Genomic DNA, 14,877 nt, shown 5'->3' on the forward strand with positions numbered 1-14,877 from the left:
GCGGAGCGACAGGATTTTCGCGTGGCCGCCGCATGCCTCTGACGGGGGACAACCGGCACCTCCCGTGCGAAGTGCCTGGCCCGGTGGATAGGGTCCGGGAGCAATGGCAGGCAGGCGAGCGGAAGCCGAGACGTTCACAGCCCGGATGAAGAAGCGGATCCACCGGGCGCGCATAGGGCTGCGCAAATCCGGGGTCGACTACTTCAGAGGCGACGGCTCGGACTGGATCGCGCTGGCGGGCCTGCTCGTCACCATCCCGGTGATCACCTTCTGCACCATCGTCAACAACGTCTGGTTCGCGCCCTCCGCGCTGGTCCTGCCCATCGTGGCCGGCGGCCTGCTGCTGCGGCCCTCCAGCCTGCTCGGCCTGTACGCGACGGCAGCCGCCGCGCTCATCGTGGAGTCCGTCCAGCTCGGCCCGTACACGCAGGGGCCGTCGCGGGTCACGCCCGGCGTGGTCCTGGTCGTCGCGGCCTGCGGCTTCTTCGGGCTGATCATCGCCCAGTTCCGCAGCCGGGTCGGGGTGCCGTGGCGCGGCGGCGGAACGATGCTCTTCGACCTGCGCGAACGCATCCGCGTACAGAGCAAGCTGCCGAAGCTGCCCCGGGGCTGGCACCGCGAGATGGCCCTGCGCCCCGCGGGCGGCCAGTCCTTCTCGGGGGACTTCGTGGTCGCGGCCCGCACGAACGGCGGCCGCACCCTGGAGGTCGTCCTCACGGACGTCTCGGGCAAGGGCATGGACGCGGGCTCCCGCGCGCTGCTCCTGTCGGGCGCCTTCGGCGGTCTGCTCGGCTCGCTGCCGCCGCACGCGTTCCTGACCGCGGCCAACGGCTATCTCCTGCGCCAGGACTGGGACGAGGGCTTCGCGACCTCCATCCATCTGGTCCTGGACCTGGAGACCGGCGACTACGAACTCTTCTCGGCGGGCCACCCGCCGGGCCTGCAGCTCAGCGCGGGCAGCGGCCGCTGGGAGGAGAAGGTCGCCGACGGCCCCCTCCTGGGGGTCTACGACGGGGCCCAGTTCGACCCGGTGAAGGGCTCCCTGCAGCCCGGCGACGTACTGATGCTGTTCACCGACGGCATCGTCGAGACCTCCGACCGCGACATCAGCGAGGGCATCGACCGGCTCACCGGGGAAGCCGACCGCTATGTGGCGGGCGGCTTCCACGGCGCCGCGTGGCACCTGATCGAGGCGGTCGCGAAGGACGTCAACGACGACCGGGCGCTGCTGCTGATCTGCCGGGAGCCGTCAGTGGGCGCCTGACATCTCCGGCTCGGGATCGGGGGCGGGATCGCGCCCGCCCGGCAGGATCCGGGCCAGCCAGTGGGCCCGGGTCGCCGCCAGCGGGCCGAGCACCGCGAGCAGCAGCACGTACCCCGCGATGAAGGGCGAAAGCCGCTCGTCGAGGCCCGCGGTGGCCGCCATCGTCGCCAGGATCAGGGCGAACTCGCCGCGCGCGAGCAGGGTGGTGGAGATGTTCGCCGCGGGGCCCGCCCCGAAGCCGTACACACGCGCCGCACCGATTCCCGCCAGGACGTTCATGAGCAGCGTCACGGCCACGGCGGCGAGCACCGGCCAGAGGACCACGGGCAGGTCGCCGGGGTCGATCGAGAGGCCGAAGGCGAAGAAGAAGATCGCCCCGAACGCGTCCCGCAGGGGGTGCACGAGCTTGCGGACGCGCTCGCCGGACGCCGTACTGCCCACCATCAGACCGACCATGAACGCGCCGATCGCGTCCGCGACCCCGAACCACTCCGAGACCCCGGCCACGAAGACCGCGGCGCCGAGGAAGGAGATGACGAGCAGCTCGTCGTCACGGGTGTCCATGAGCCGCCCGACGACCTTCGTGCCGAAGCGCGCCACGAGGGCGAGAAGGAGCAGGAAGCCGAACGCCTTGCCGCCGTCCATGACGGCCGCCGCGAGGCTGTCGGCGCCGGACAGGACGGGTTGCAGCGCGGCCAGATAGAGCGCGAGGAAGATGTCCTCGACGACGATGATGCCGAGGATCGGCTTCGTCTCGGGGTTGCCGAGCCGGCCGGTGTCGACGAGCACCTTGGTGACGATCGCCGACGACGAGATGCCGAGCACTCCGGCGAGGACCAGCGCTTCGGAGGTGCCCCAGCCGAGGGCGAATCCGAAGCCCAGGCCCGCGCCGACGTTCAGCGCGAGATACGTCCCCCCGGCGAGGGCCATCTTGCGGCCGCCCGTCTTGAGGTCGTCCATGTGGAACTCGAGGCCCAGGTAGAAGAGCAGCAGCACCAGGCCGAGCGCCGAGAGCATCTCCAGGTCGTGGGGGTCGGAGACCAGGACCACGCCGGGGGTGTGAGGGCCGAGGAGTATCCCGGCCAGGATGAAGAGCGGAATGGTGGGGAGTCCGATGCGGCCGCCCACGCGGGCGAGCACGGCGGCGGCGAGAAAGGCGCCGCCCATGGCTATCAGGGTGTCTGCGTGTCCGATGCCGTTCCTCCTGGTGATCCGAAGACGCACACTCCGCACGTCGATGGCAAAGGGAGCGTCAAGAACGCGTCAATAGTTAGCTTACCAAAGGGTTTACGCGGCAACTCTGTATGGCGTACATCCGCTCGCTGCGGGGGCTATCCCCACCCCCGATTCGCCGGGGGACCTCATGGTCCACACCACCCCCGAATCCGTACGTTCGAGGCATCACCTACGGAAGGCGGAGAGAGCCATGGGGCTGCGGCGCAAGAAGGAAGCAGTCGAAGGACCGGGGTCCCCGACGGTGCCCCCGATGCCCGGCGCGGCACCGCGCGGCACCGACTGGGCCGTCGAACTGCACGGCGTACGCCGCAAGTACGGCAGGGGCTCCGGCGCCGTGCACGCCCTCAGCGGCATCGACCTCGCCCTGGAGCGCGGCAGCTTCACCGCCGTCATGGGCCCATCGGGCTCCGGCAAGTCCACCTTCCTGCAGTGCGCGGCGGGGCTCGACCGGCCCAGCGAGGGGACGGTGAGGCTGGGCGGCACGGAGATCACCTCCATGAGCGAGAACAAGCTGACCGCGCTGCGCCGCACCCGCCTCGGCTTCGTCTTCCAGGCCTTCAACCTGCTGCCCTCGCTGACCGTCGAGCAGAACGTGGTCCTGCCGATGCGCCTCGCGGGCCACCGCCCCGACCGCCGCAAGGCCTCCGACATGCTCGCCCGCGTCGGCCTCGGCGCCGACAAGCACAAGCGCCGCCCCGGCGAGCTCTCCGGCGGCCAGCAGCAGCGCGTCGCGATCGCCCGCGCCCTGGTCACGAACCCGGACGTGATCTTCGCGGACGAGCCGACCGGAGCCCTGGACACCACCACGGCCACCGAGATCCTCACCCTGCTCCGCTCGGCCGTCGACGGCATGGGCGCCACGGTCGTCATGGTCACCCACGACCCGGGCGCGGCCGCCTACGCGGACCGCGTCCTCTTCCTCGCCGACGGCGCGATCGTGGACCGCCTGGAGCGAGCCTCCGCCGAGCAGATCGCGCGGCGCATGACGACCCTGACGGCTCCGGCGTACGCGACAGCGGCGGCCTAGCCCCGCACCACGGCCCCGCCCTTCCACGGACTCCGGAGAATCCCCATGCCCAACGGCCTCGCCCGCGCCGCCGTCCGCTTCAAACCCGCCGCCTTCGTGGGCACGTTCGTCGCGCTGATGATGGCCGCGATGATCGTGTCCGCCTGCGGCATCCTCCTGGAGACCGGGGCGCGGGCATCGGTGCCGCCCACCCGGTACGCGGGTGCCCCCGTGGTGGCCGCGGCCGAGCAGACGGCCCACTTCGTCACGGGCAGCGGAGACAGCAGGTCCGAGTCGAACACCCCGCTGCCCGACCGGGCCCGCATCGACAACTCCCTCCTGGCGAAGGCACGTTCGGTGCCCGGCGCGCGCACCGCCGTCCCGGACGTCACCTTCCCGGTGCAGTCCGGCGGCAAGGGCGTCACCGCACACGGCTGGGGCTCCACGTCCTTCACCGGCGAGAAACTGACCGCGGGCCGCGCCCCGCAGCCCGGCGAGGTCGTCCTCGCCGCGCCCGGCGCGGCCGTCGGCGAGCGCACCACGCTCACCACGGCGGACGGACCGCGCGACTTCCGCGTCTCCGGCACCGTCGAGTCCCGGCAGGGCGCACCCACCGCCTGGTTCGCCGACTCCGAGGCCGTACGCCTCTCCGGCCGCCCCGACCGCATCGACGCCATCGCCGTCCTGCCCAAGAAGGGCGTCACCGACGACGCCCTCAAGTCCCAGGTGGCGCACGCCGTCGGCGGCAAGGCCGCCGTCCACACCGGCGACGACCGCAGCGAGGCCGAGGGTTCCGAACTCGCCTACGCCAAGGAACTGCTCACCGGGATCGGCGGCTCCTTCGGCGGCATCGCCACCATGGTCGCCATGTTCACCGCCGCGGGCACGGTGGCGCTCTCCGTAGGCCAGCGCGCCCGTGAGTACGCGCTCCTGCGGGCCATCGGCACGACGCCCCGCCAGATCCGCCGCACCATCGCCACGGAGTCCCTGCTCGTCGCACCCCTCGCGGGAGCGGTCGGCGTCCTGCCCGGAATCGCCCTGGCCAGGTGGTGGTTCGGCCAGCTCAAGGAGAAGGGCGCCCTCCCGCAGACCCTGGACCTCTCGGTCTCCTTCATCCCCCTCGTCTCGGCCATCGGCGCCGCCGTGCTCGCCGCGCTGCTCTCCGGCTACCTGGCCGCCCGCCGGCCCTCCCGCATCAGGCCGGGCCAGGCCCTGAGCGAGTCCTCCGTGGAACGCCTGCGCTTCGGCTGGATCCGTACGCCGCTGGGGATCGCGGCAGCCGTCGGAGGCTGCGTCCTGTCCGGCGTCGCCTCCTCCCTGACGGGCGACGACGCGGCCAACGTGGCGCTCGGCATCGTCATGCTGTTCATGCTCGCCGTGGCCCTGCTCGGCCCGCTGGTCGCCCGCGGCTGTGCGGCCCTTTTCGGACTTCCGCTGCGCGGTGCGGGCGCCTCCGCCCAGCTCGCGGCGGCCAACTCCCGTACGAACGCCCGCCGTCTGGCCTCCGCGATCACCCCGATCGTTCTCGCGATGGCGTTCTCGTCGACCCTCGTCTTCATGCACACCAGCGAGGACCGCGTCGCCGCCGACCAGCAGCGCGAGGGCATCACGGCGGACCACATCCTCTCCGTGTCGGGGGCGGGAGCGACCCCGGACGGCGTGACGAAGGCCGGACGGGCGCCGGGCGTCACCTCGGCCGTGGGCCTCCTGAAGACCTCCGTCCTGGTGCCGGTGGGCTCCGGCGGCGACCGCTGGCTGGAGACGGCGTCGACGCAGGGCGTGACGGGCTCGTCCCGTGACCTGGCCACGGTCCAGGACCTGGACGTCAGGAGCGGCACGATGGCCTCGCTCGGCAAGGGCGAGATCGCCGTGGACGCGAAGCTGGCGGACTCCGCGCACGTGAAGACGGGCGAGCGGATCGCGCTGCGGCTGCCCGACGGCACGAAGGCGTCACCGAAGGTGGTGGCCACGTACGGCAGGGGCCTGGGCCTCTCCCAAGTGACGCTCCCCGCCGCGGACTTGAAACCCCACGTGACGTCGTCCTTCTCCTCGGAGATCTGGACGAAGGGCGAGGCACCGCAGGCCCTCACCGCCCTCGGCACGCTCCAGGACCGCGACGGCTACGCCAGGGCGCAGTCCACCGAACGCGCGGTCAACGCCTGGGCGAACACGGTGATGGCGGCCGTACTCGGCGGCTTCGCCGCGATCGCCGCGGCCAACACCCTGGTGATGACGGTCCTGGACCGCCGCCGCGAGCTCGACACCCTGCGCCTGATCGGCTCCACCCGGCGCCAGGTGATGCTCATGGTGCGGTGGGAGGCGCTCCTGGTCGCCGGCGCGGGCATCGTGATCGGCTCGGCGATCGCCCTGGCGACACTGGTCCCGATGATGAGGGGCCTGACGGGCGAATCCCCGTACATCCCACCGCTGCTGTACGGGTCCTTCGCGGGAGCGGCACTGGCGCTGGGCCTGGCGGCGACGGCCTTGCCGGCGAGGGCGGCGTTGAGGGAATCCGGCCCGTCCGGCGTTTGAGGCCGTCTTGTGCGGGGTCGGGGAGACAATCCCCGTATGAATCCCGACCCCGCCCTCTCCCTGCCCGAGGTGGAGGCCATCGCTCGCCAGGCCCACGCCACCCAGAAGGACAAAGCGGGCCGCCCCTACACGGAGCATCTGCGAGCCGTGGCGGACGGGGTCGAGGCCCGAGGCGGTTCGCCGGAACAGATCGCCGCCGCCTGGCTCCACGACGCCATCGAGGACGACGCCCTCACCGAGGAGTGGCTGGAGGCCGCGCCCCTCACCCCGTACACGAAGGCCATCGTCCGCGCCCTCACCAAACAACCGGGCGAGTCCCCGCAGGCGTACGCCGCCCGCATCCTCGAAACCCCCGGCGCCCGCCTGGTGAAGGAGGCGGACCTGGCCCACAACGCGAATCCGGCCCGCCTAGCAGAGCTAGACGGGCCGACCCGCACTCGCCTCACGGCGAAGTACACCAACATGCGCGCCCTGCTGGGCCTGTGAACCGAGCGGTCAAGCCGAGGACTTGGCCCGCTCCCTGGCCAGCGCCGCGGCATCCCGCTTGAACGCCCACTCCATCTTCGGCTCCATGGCGAAGCGGAACATCCGCTGCACCGGAGGCGTACAGAGGAGCGTCACCACAGCCGCGGCCACCAGCGAGACGAGTACCTCGCCGGCAGGCGTGTGCATCCACTCGTAGTTCTCGAACCAGCCCCAGAAGCGCGAGCCCTTGGCGAGGAAGCCGTGCAGCAGGTAGCCGTACAGCGTGCCCGCGCCCAGCACCGTGAACCACATCTTCCGGCGCGGAACCCACGCGAAGAAGCAGGCGGTCAGGATGGCGGAGCAGCCGAACAGTGCCAGCGTCATCACGACACCGGCCCACCACGGCGCGCCCAACTCCTGCGCGCTGTCCCGGCGGTAGAACCAGGCCGAGGTCATCCGCGGCCCGGCCCAGTACGCGAGGAGCAGTGCGCTCGCGAAGATCGGGACGGAGAGCAGCCGCACCTCGCGGCGCCGCACCAGCTGGAAGTACTCGGGCTTCATGAACAGACCGAGCACGAAGAAGGGCAGGAACTGCAGCACGCGCTGCAGATCGAGGTCGTCACCGATGTCCGGCGAGATCGACGCGAGCACGGCGATGGCGAGCGCGAGCGGAATCGGCCAACGCACCAGCTTCCACAGCGGGGTCGTCAGACGCCAGACGAAGAGCGCGACCAGGAACCAGGTGAGGTACCAGGGGTCGAGCAGACTGATCGGCTGCGTCGGATCGTCGTCCGCGTAGCGCTTGAAGAAGGTGTACGCGACTTCGAAGATGACGTACGGCACGGCGATGCCGGTCACCAGGCGCTTGAGGCGGTCGGACCGCATGTCGAAGCTGCGCGAGAAGTAGCCGGAGATGAGGATGAACGCCGGCATGTGGAACGTGTAGACGGTCATGTACAGCGCCTCTGCGGCGCGGCTGCCGTCCGTCAACGGCTCCCAGGCGTGCGCCATGGCGACCAGGACGATCGCCAGATACTTGGCGTTGTCGAAGAACGAGTCGCGCTGCTTGGCGGGTTGACCCGTGGAGACGGGCTTGCCGGTGGTGGAACCGGGGTGGCCCGTGGAGCCTGCGTGGCCCAGGGAGCCGGGTCGAGCGGTGGTGCCGGCCGGGGCGTGGGGAAGAGTCGCGGCCATGGTGGACTGGGGGGCGCGGGGGCCAGGTACTCCGTCCGCCGGCACATGTGCCGGGGGGAGCGGCGCCCGGTGGCGGCCGTGCGGGTGAACCGAGTTCGTCACAGGCCCTCCCACCAAGAGCTCGGTGAGACGATCCGGGACCGCACTGCGCTTGCGGGGATGGTGGCAGCGTGGAACATCTGAGGCACCCTAGCGTCGCTTGCGTGTATTCGTAAAACCCTCAACTCGGCTGTCAGCTCAATCACAGACGGTTCAGGGCTATTGAGGTCCGAGTACCCGGGAATGACCGAAGTCGACATGGAGATTCAACTCCTGTCACCCTCGATGACACGGGCGATACACGGGCCCGTATGTCCATTACGTCGCATCTCATCCCCCTTAAACGTTGCATAACGCCCGCAGGCGACTCTGGTGAAATGTCCGATTGATCGGCTCCTTGTGAAGCCGGTGATGTGTGGCCGGCAACAATTCGAATTTCTGGCGAACGAGTTGTGTGGCAATGGAAACGATCAAGCCGAATTAGTGGCCGTGCGCGGGCTTCGAATTGCCGTGCGGGGGCGCGGTGTTCATACGCCCCAAGGGCGCCCCCGTGCGCCGGGCCCCCGCCGGGCACGTGCGGCGTTGGCCGACGATGTGTCACCGGCCGCATACGGACGGCGCGTTGGTGGCACGATGGTTCTGGCGGGGGTGTGCGGGGTCGTACCCCCCGGGCCGGGGAGAGACCGACCTAGGGTGTGATCAGTGTGGCCATTTCGCTGTCAGTGGTGTTGCTGTTGGCGATCATCCTCATCGTGCTGATCCGCGGAGGATCGATCAAAACGGGGCCCGCGATCGTCGCGGTGTTGTTCGGGTTCTTCCTCGCCTCAACTGGAATGGCGCCTTCCATAAACCGCTTCCTCAACGAAGTGGCCGAGACGATCAACTCGATCAGCTTCTGAGCGGCCTGCGAAGCCAGGGGCACCGTCACGCGACTCGGTCCCGCCGGAGACACCGGAGACAGGCGTCCATCCGATCGACGCCCGGTGCGGCTCCGGCGGCGGGCCGAGATGTCCGCTCGGGCGGTCCATGAACGCACAAAAGCCTCCGGCCCGGTTCCGAGGAACCGGGCCGGAGGCCACAGAGCGGGTGACGGGAATCGAACCCGCGTAGCTAGTTTGGAAGACTAGGGCTCTACCATTGAGCTACACCCGCACAGCACACGCCGCGGTACGTCCCGCAATACATCGGGGACGCTGCTGGTCGGCGACCGCGGCACGGCAAGCATCGTAGCGGGTCGGAGCCCCTCGCCGCACACCCCGTACGTACTCGCGATTCAGCGGGCGCCGCACTGCCTGCGGGCATGTACCCTACGTGTCGCACCGACGGGGTGTGGCGCAGCTTGGTAGCGCGTCCGCTTTGGGAGCGGAAGGCCGTGGGTTCAAATCCCGCCACCCCGACCAGCAAGATCTCCCTCACAAGATCGCATTGTGGGTCGGCTCCCGCTTGCCGTTACTATGCAAGCTGTGTGCCCGTGTGTCTCTGAGCCGGGCTCAATCCCAAGAAGTCAGCCCCAAGGAGACCGAACCGTGAAGAGCGCCGTGGAGACCCTGAACCCGACCCGGGTTCGGCTCACTGTTGAGGTGCCCTTCGAGGAGCTCAAGGACAGCCTCGACGCGGCCTACAAGAAGATCAACCAGCAGGTCACGGTGAAGGGCTTCCGCAAGGGCAAGATCCCTGCCCGAGTCATCGACCAGCGGTTCGGCCGCGGCGCCGTCCTCGAAGAGGCCGTCAACGACGCGCTCCCGAAGTTCTACACCGAGGCCGTGAACGAGGCCGAGCTCAACGTCCTGGGCCAGCCCGAGGTGGACATCACCGAGCTGAAGGACAACGAGACCCTCAACTTCACCGCTGAGGTCGACATCCGTCCCGCGATCGAGATCCCGGACTACTCCGGCATCGAGGTCGAGGTCGACGCGGTCGAGGTCAGCGACGAAGACGTCGAGAAGGCCGTCGAGGAGCTCCGTGAGCGCTTCGCGTCCACCTCGCCGGTCGAGCGCGCCGCCGAAGACGGCGACGTCGTGACGCTCGACCTGGAGGCCAAGGTCGACGGAGAGGTCCTGGAGGACGGCGTCGCGTCCGGCGTCTCCTACACGATCGGCTCCGGCGAGCTCCTCGAGGGCATCGACGAGGCCGTCAAGGGTCTGGAGGCCGGTGGCGAGGCCACCTTCACCTCCGAGCTCAAGGGCGGCTCCGCCGCGGGCAAGGAGTCCGAGGTGACCGTCAAGGTCACCCAGGTCGCCGCCCGTGAACTCCCGTCCCTGGACGACGACTTCGCGCAGCTCGCGTCGGAGTTCGACACCCTGGACGAGGTCAAGGCGGACAGCCGCAAGCGCCTCGAGAACATGAAGCAGTACGACCAGGCGACGCAGGCCCAGGAGCGCGTCCTGGAGAAGCTGCTCGAGCTGGTCGAGGTCCCCGTCCCCGAGAAGCTCCTCGCGGACGAGATCGAGACCCGCAAGCACAACCTGGTGAACCACCAGCTCGGCCAGATGGGCCTCGACCTCGCGAAGTACCTGGAGATCCAGGGCAAGACCGAGGAAGAGTTCGACGCCGAGACCAAGGAGCAGGCCGAGAAGGGCATCAAGACGCAGTTCGTCCTCGACGAGCTCGTCAACAAGGAGAAGCTGAACGTGAACCAGGAGGAGCTCACCGAGCACCTCATGCGTCGCGCGCAGTCCTCCGGCATGAGCCCGGACCAGTTCGCCCAGGCCGTCGTCGAAGGCGGCCAGGTCCCGATGCTGGTCGGCGAGGTCGCCCGCGGCAAGGCCCTCGCGGTCGTCGTGGAGGCCGCGACGGTCAAGGACACGAACGGCGAGGTCGTGGACCTCGACGACGAGGACGAGACCGCCGAGACGGTCGAGGCCTCCTCCGAGGAAGCGGCCGCCGAGCCGGCCGAGGCCGAGGAGAAGAAGACCGAGGCCTGAGCAGCCTCGCTTCATTGAGCGCATGACCGGGCCCCGGGGACGCATGTCCCCGGGGCCCGGCCTTATAGGGGCGCCCCGTCAGGGGCGCGGGGAACTGTGCGGCCAGCCCCCGACGGGCCGCACCCGCCGTGCGACCGCCGGTGGCAGCCGCGTCTGCGGCTTGTGGGGGTTGCTCGCGCAGTACCCCGCGCCCCTGACGGGGCGCCCCGGCAGCTGACAAGGCGCCCCCGCCAGAACCTGCGCTCACAGCGAACAGTCACCTTTGCGGGATTCCCCGGACGGGGCTGAGCGTTAGGGTCCATGAATACGAGGGCAGGGGAGTCCCCGAAGCCGCCCCGGAGCGGCGAGCACGCGGGGTCCCAAGCCTCAGAAGAAGACGTGAGACGGCCCGGCGCCGTCGTAAGACGAGCAGGTGGATACGTGACGAATCTGATGCCCTCCGCCGCCGGCGACCCCTCCATCGGTGGTGGCCTCGGCGACCAGGTCTACAACCGGCTGCTCGGCGAGCGGATCATCTTCCTCGGCCAGGCCGTGGACGACGACATCGCCAACAAGATCACCGCGCAGTTGCTGCTCCTTGCCGCAGAGCCGGACAAGGACATCTTCCTTTACATCAACAGCCCTGGTGGATCCATCACGGCCGGCATGGCGATCTACGACACCATGCAGTACATCCAGAACGACGTGGTGACGATCGCGATGGGCATGGCGGCCTCGATGGGCCAGTTCCTGCTCAGCGCCGGCACCCCCGGCAAGCGCTTCGCGCTGCCGAACGCCGAGATCCTGATCCACCAGCCCTCCGCCGGACTCGCGGGCTCCGCGTCGGACATCAAGATCCACGCCGAGCGGCTGCTTCTCACCAAGAAGAAGATGGCGGACCTCACCGCGTTCCACACGGGCCAGACCGTCGAGCAGGTCACCCGCGACTCGGACCGCGACCGCTGGTTCGACCCGCAGGAGGCCAAGGAGTACGGCCTCATCGACGACATCATGCCCAACGCGGCCAGCATGCCGGGCGGCGGCGGCACGGGAGCCTGAGCAGCCCGCTCAGCCCTTCCGAAGCCGACCCAGCCCACGCTCCTCAGGAGACCTACAGAGATGAAGAACAACCCCGGCAGCGGCCTCTACGAGCCCACCCAGGCCGAGTACACCGGCCCGACCGCCGAATCCCGCTACGTGATCCCGCGCTTCGTCGAGCGCACCTCGCAGGGCGTGCGCGAGTACGACCCGTACGCGAAGCTCTTCGAGGAGCGCGTGATCTTCCTCGGCGTGCAGATCGACGACGCGTCCGCCAACGACGTCATGGCGCAGCTCCTGTGCCTGGAGTCGATGGACCCCGACCGCGACATCTCGATCTACATCAACAGCCCCGGTGGCTCCTTCACGGCGCTCACGGCCATCTACGACACGATGCAGTTCGTGAAGCCCGACGTGCAGACGGTCTGCATGGGCCAGGCCGCGTCCGCCGCCGCCGTGCTCCTCGCGGCCGGTACGCCGGGCAAGCGCATGGCGCTCCCGAACGCGCGCGTCCTGATCCACCAGCCCTACAGCGAGACGGGCCGCGGTCAGGTCTCCGACCTGGAGATCGCCGCGAACGAGATCCTCCGGATGCGTGCGCAGCTGGAGGAGATGCTGGCCAAGCACTCCACGACGCCGATCGAGAAGATCCGCGACGACATCGAGCGCGACAAGATCCTCACGGCCGAGGACGCGCTCGCGTACGGCCTGGTCGACCAGATCATCTCCACCCGGAAGATGAACAATTCGTCGGTCGTCTGACGCAGCGCTGTAGCATCTGCCGTTCCTTGGCACGGTCCACGACAAAGTGAACCGTGCCAAGGGGGGCCCGAACGGGGGGCCAGGCAAGGTACCGTCGGATATGAGGCACCAGGAGTCGCTGAACGTGGCGTCTCCCAGGCGAAGGGGAAGCACCTCGTGGCACGCATCGGTGACGGCGGCGATCTGCTCAAGTGCTCGTTCTGCGGGAAGAGTCAGAAGCAGGTCAAGAAGCTCATCGCAGGTCCCGGTGTGTACATCTGCGATGAGTGCATCGACCTCTGCAACGAGATCATCGAGGAAGAGCTCGCGGAGACGAGCGAGGTGCGGTGGGAGGAACTCCCCAAGCCTCGCGAGATCTACGAATTCCTCGAGGGCTATGTCGTGGGCCAGGAGCCCGCGAAGAAAGCCCTCTCGGTAGCGGTCTACAACCACTACAAGCGGGTCCAGGCCGGCGAGACCGGCGGCGCGCAGGGCCGTGACGACGCGATCGAACTCGCCAAGTCCAACATCCTGCTGCTCGGCCCGACCGGCTCCGGCAAGACGCTGCTCGCGCAGACGCTCGCGCGCATGCTGAACGTCCCGTTCGCCATCGCGGACGCGACGGCGCTCACGGAGGCGGGCTATGTCGGCGAGGACGTCGAGAACATCCTCCTGAAGCTCATCCAGGCCGCTGACTACGACGTCAAGAAGGCCGAGACGGGCATCATCTACATCGACGAGATCGACAAGGTCGCCCGCAAGAGCGAGAACCCTTCGATCACGCGCGATGTCTCGGGCGAGGGCGTCCAGCAGGCCCTGCTCAAGATCCTGGAAGGCACGACGGCGTCGGTTCCCCCGCAGGGCGGCCGCAAGCATCCGCACCAGGAGTTCATCCAGATCGACACGACGAACGTGCTCTTCATCGTGGGCGGCGCCTTCGCCGGCCTCGAGAAGATCATCGAGTCGCGGGCGGGCGCCAAGGGCATCGGCTTCGGCGCCACGATCCACTCCAAGCGCGAGCTCCAGGAGAAGGACCGGTTCGAGGACATCATGCCGGAGGACCTGGTGAAGTTCGGGATGATCCCGGAGTTCATCGGCCGCCTCCCCGTGATCACCTCGGTCCACAACCTGGACCGCGAGGCCCTGCTCCAGATCCTGGTGGAGCCGCGCAACGCACTGGTGAAGCAGTACCAGCGCCTGTTCGAACTCGACGGCGTGGAGCTTGACTTCGAGCGCGAGGCGCTCGAGGCCATCGCCGACCAGGCGATCCTGCGCCAGACCGGCGCGCGTGGCCTGCGCGCCATCATGGAGGAAGTCCTCCAGTCGGTGATGTACGAGGTCCCGTCCCGCAAGGACGTGGCCCGCGTGGTCATCACGGCGGACGTCGTCCACTCGAACGTCAACCCGACGCTGGTGCCGCGCGATGTGCGGGGTCCGGGGTCCGGCGGCGAGCAGAAGTCGGCGTAGGCATGTAGTACGTACGTGAGAGGGGCGCCCGGCGATGTGATCGCCGGGCGCCCCTTCTCGTTGAACGGCCTTGCGGTGCCGTCTACTTGACCTCGACGCGCACGTCGTCGCGGAGATTGGTCACCAGGCTGGCCACGTTCTCCAGCTTGATGTCCGCGCCGCTCGCGGTCGCGGCGACATCGGAGTACGCGGCGTACGCGACCGTGCTGTGGTCGCCCCAGACGCACATGGGCGTCTTGAAGCTGTTCGGCACGCCTTCGTCCTCCGGGCCGACCTCGCCCATCTTGAACTCGGCCTCCTGGCACTTCATGATGCCGTTCTCGAAGCCGTCCGGAGTGAACTCCTCGGGGCTGCCGATGAGCTTCATGCCGGTGCCCGAGTTCTTCGCGGCGTTCTTCTCCATCTCGGCGAACATGGCGTCGACGACCTTCTCCGGGTCGTCGATCTCCCCGTACACACCGGAGTAGTTGAGGGACTTCATGGTCGATCCCTCGCCGTAGTTGTACGCGGCGAAGACGTCCTTGGGGTTGCTGACGCCCTGCTTCTCCAGGTCCTTGAGGTCGCTGGACGACATACCGCCACCGCCGCCGGACGAGTCGGCCTTCTTGTACTCACCGCCGAGGACGGAGGCGGGCGCCGTCAGCTTGTACGTCTTGCCGTCATCGGCGACGGAGCCGCTGCCGTTGCCCGCGGTGAACCACCACACGCCGGCGCCTATCGCGGCGACGGCAACGACGACACCGACGATGACCCCGGCCTTCTTGCCACCACCGCCGGGCGGCGCCGAGGGCGGCATCTGCCCGTACGGGCCCTGGGGCATCTGTCCGTACGGCCCCTGGGGCTGCTGCCCGTACGGCCCTTGGGGCTGCTGCCCGTACGGGCCCTGGGGCTGCTGGGGGTAGCCGTATCCGGGCTGCGGGGCCGGTGGCTGCTGCGGCTGACCGCCGTACGGGCCAGGCTGGTTGTAACTCATTGAGCGGGTTCCCCTCCGC

12 protein-coding genes and 2 tRNA genes are annotated in these 14,877 nt (G+C 69.1%); 10 read left to right on the forward strand and 4 right to left on the reverse strand.

Translation table 11 applies throughout. The features are described from left to right. The first annotated feature begins 103 nt into the window (after positions 1 to 103). Positions 104 to 1,264, forward strand: coding sequence for a PP2C family protein-serine/threonine phosphatase (locus ACIGXX_RS20250; protein ID WP_351160580.1), 1,161 nt, complete (start codon positions 104 to 106; stop codon positions 1,262 to 1,264). On the opposite strand, the gene ACIGXX_RS20255 is transcribed toward ACIGXX_RS20250, so the two are convergent. Next, positions 1,250 to 2,431, reverse strand: a complete 1,182-nt coding sequence (locus ACIGXX_RS20255) for a cation:proton antiporter (RefSeq protein ID WP_351160577.1) — start codon at positions 2,429 to 2,431, stop codon at positions 1,250 to 1,252. The two genes, ACIGXX_RS20250 and ACIGXX_RS20255, sit on opposite strands and share 15 nt — an antisense overlap. A 259-nt stretch (positions 2,432 to 2,690) precedes the next feature. Between ACIGXX_RS20255 and ACIGXX_RS20260 the strand changes: the two genes are divergently transcribed. Genes ACIGXX_RS20260 through ACIGXX_RS20270 form a run of 3 tightly spaced genes read left to right on the forward strand, consistent with a single transcriptional unit; the run spans position 2,691 to position 6,524 of the window. Then, positions 2,691 to 3,527 carry an ABC transporter ATP-binding protein gene (locus ACIGXX_RS20260; RefSeq protein WP_351160574.1) on the forward strand — a complete coding sequence of 279 codons (837 nt, stop codon included), beginning with the start codon at positions 2,691 to 2,693 and terminating at the stop codon, positions 3,525 to 3,527. 45 nt (positions 3,528 to 3,572) lie between these two features. Beyond that, positions 3,573 to 6,038 carry an ABC transporter permease gene (locus ACIGXX_RS20265; protein WP_399977401.1) on the forward strand — a complete coding sequence of 822 codons (2,466 nt, stop codon included), beginning with the start codon at positions 3,573 to 3,575 and terminating at the stop codon, positions 6,036 to 6,038. Positions 6,039 to 6,074: 36 nt separating this feature from the next. Continuing rightward, positions 6,075 to 6,524: an HD domain-containing protein gene (locus ACIGXX_RS20270; RefSeq protein WP_351160570.1), complete on the forward strand. Its 450-nt coding sequence runs from the start codon at positions 6,075 to 6,077 to the stop codon at positions 6,522 to 6,524. Positions 6,525 to 6,533: 9 nt separating this feature from the next. Here ACIGXX_RS20270 and ACIGXX_RS20275 read toward each other — a convergent pair whose 3' ends face one another. Continuing rightward, the gene (locus ACIGXX_RS20275) at positions 6,534 to 7,799 is read right to left on the reverse strand and encodes an acyltransferase family protein (protein ID WP_351160568.1); all 1,266 of its coding nucleotides are present in this window, start codon (positions 7,797 to 7,799) and stop codon (positions 6,534 to 6,536) included. A gap of 641 nt (positions 7,800 to 8,440) precedes the next feature. Here ACIGXX_RS20275 and ACIGXX_RS20280 point away from each other — a divergent pair. Continuing rightward, complete coding sequence (locus ACIGXX_RS20280; protein WP_351160566.1) at positions 8,441 to 8,635, forward strand: hypothetical protein; 195 nt, start codon at positions 8,441 to 8,443, stop codon at positions 8,633 to 8,635. Between the two features lie 182 nt (positions 8,636 to 8,817). On the opposite strand, the gene ACIGXX_RS20285 is transcribed toward ACIGXX_RS20280, so the two are convergent. Next, a tRNA-Gly gene (locus ACIGXX_RS20285) sits at positions 8,818 to 8,888 on the reverse strand. A gap of 171 nt (positions 8,889 to 9,059) precedes the next feature. Between ACIGXX_RS20285 and ACIGXX_RS20290 the strand changes: the two genes are divergently transcribed. The 5 genes from ACIGXX_RS20290 (at position 9,060) to clpX (ending at position 13,885) form a co-directional block, all read left to right on the forward strand. After that, a tRNA-Pro gene (locus ACIGXX_RS20290) sits at positions 9,060 to 9,136 on the forward strand. A gap of 126 nt (positions 9,137 to 9,262) precedes the next feature. Next, the gene (gene tig, locus ACIGXX_RS20295; protein WP_351160564.1) at positions 9,263 to 10,660 is read left to right on the forward strand and encodes a trigger factor; all 1,398 of its coding nucleotides are present in this window, start codon (positions 9,263 to 9,265) and stop codon (positions 10,658 to 10,660) included. A 432-nt stretch (positions 10,661 to 11,092) separates the two neighbouring features. Beyond that, complete coding sequence (locus ACIGXX_RS20300; protein ID WP_202122057.1) at positions 11,093 to 11,698, forward strand: ATP-dependent Clp protease proteolytic subunit; 606 nt, start codon at positions 11,093 to 11,095, stop codon at positions 11,696 to 11,698. Positions 11,699 to 11,758: 60 nt separating this feature from the next. Continuing rightward, positions 11,759 to 12,439: an ATP-dependent Clp protease proteolytic subunit gene (locus ACIGXX_RS20305; RefSeq protein ID WP_351160561.1), complete on the forward strand. Its 681-nt coding sequence runs from the start codon at positions 11,759 to 11,761 to the stop codon at positions 12,437 to 12,439. Positions 12,440 to 12,595: 156 nt separating this feature from the next. Further along, positions 12,596 to 13,885: an ATP-dependent Clp protease ATP-binding subunit ClpX gene (gene clpX, locus ACIGXX_RS20310; RefSeq protein ID WP_351160558.1), complete on the forward strand. Its 1,290-nt coding sequence runs from the start codon at positions 12,596 to 12,598 to the stop codon at positions 13,883 to 13,885. Between the two features lie 82 nt (positions 13,886 to 13,967). Here the strand turns inward: clpX and ACIGXX_RS20315 are convergent, their stop codons facing one another. Further along, positions 13,968 to 14,858: a hypothetical protein gene (locus ACIGXX_RS20315; protein WP_366461953.1), complete on the reverse strand. Its 891-nt coding sequence runs from the start codon at positions 14,856 to 14,858 to the stop codon at positions 13,968 to 13,970. Positions 14,859 to 14,877: the final 19 nt, after the last annotated feature.

This window comes from Streptomyces sp. NPDC055243 (genome assembly GCF_044544025.1).
GTDB lineage: Bacteria > Actinomycetota > Actinomycetes > Streptomycetales > Streptomycetaceae > Streptomyces.

Bases quoted from the DNA above. Each gene is read 5' to 3' on its own strand.
- ACIGXX_RS20250 (WP_351160580.1), top strand. From the start codon at position 104: ATGGCAGGCAGGCGAGCGGAAGCCGAGACGTTCACAGCCCGGATGAAG.
- ACIGXX_RS20265 (WP_399977401.1), top strand. From the start codon at position 3,573: ATGCCCAACGGCCTCGCCCGCGCCGCCGTCCGCTTCAAACCCGCCGCC.
- ACIGXX_RS20270 (WP_351160570.1), top strand. From the start codon at position 6,075: ATGAATCCCGACCCCGCCCTCTCCCTGCCCGAGGTGGAGGCCATCGCT.
- ACIGXX_RS20260 (WP_351160574.1), top strand. From the start codon at position 2,691: ATGGGGCTGCGGCGCAAGAAGGAAGCAGTCGAAGGACCGGGGTCCCCG.
- ACIGXX_RS20305 (WP_351160561.1), top strand. From the start codon at position 11,759: ATGAAGAACAACCCCGGCAGCGGCCTCTACGAGCCCACCCAGGCCGAG.
- ACIGXX_RS20300 (WP_202122057.1), top strand. From the start codon at position 11,093: ATGCCCTCCGCCGCCGGCGACCCCTCCATCGGTGGTGGCCTCGGCGAC.
- ACIGXX_RS20315 (WP_366461953.1), bottom strand. From the start codon at position 14,858: ATGAGTTACAACCAGCCTGGCCCGTACGGCGGTCAGCCGCAGCAGCCA.
- ACIGXX_RS20255 (WP_351160577.1), bottom strand. From the start codon at position 2,431: ATGGGCGGCGCCTTTCTCGCCGCCGCCGTGCTCGCCCGCGTGGGCGGC.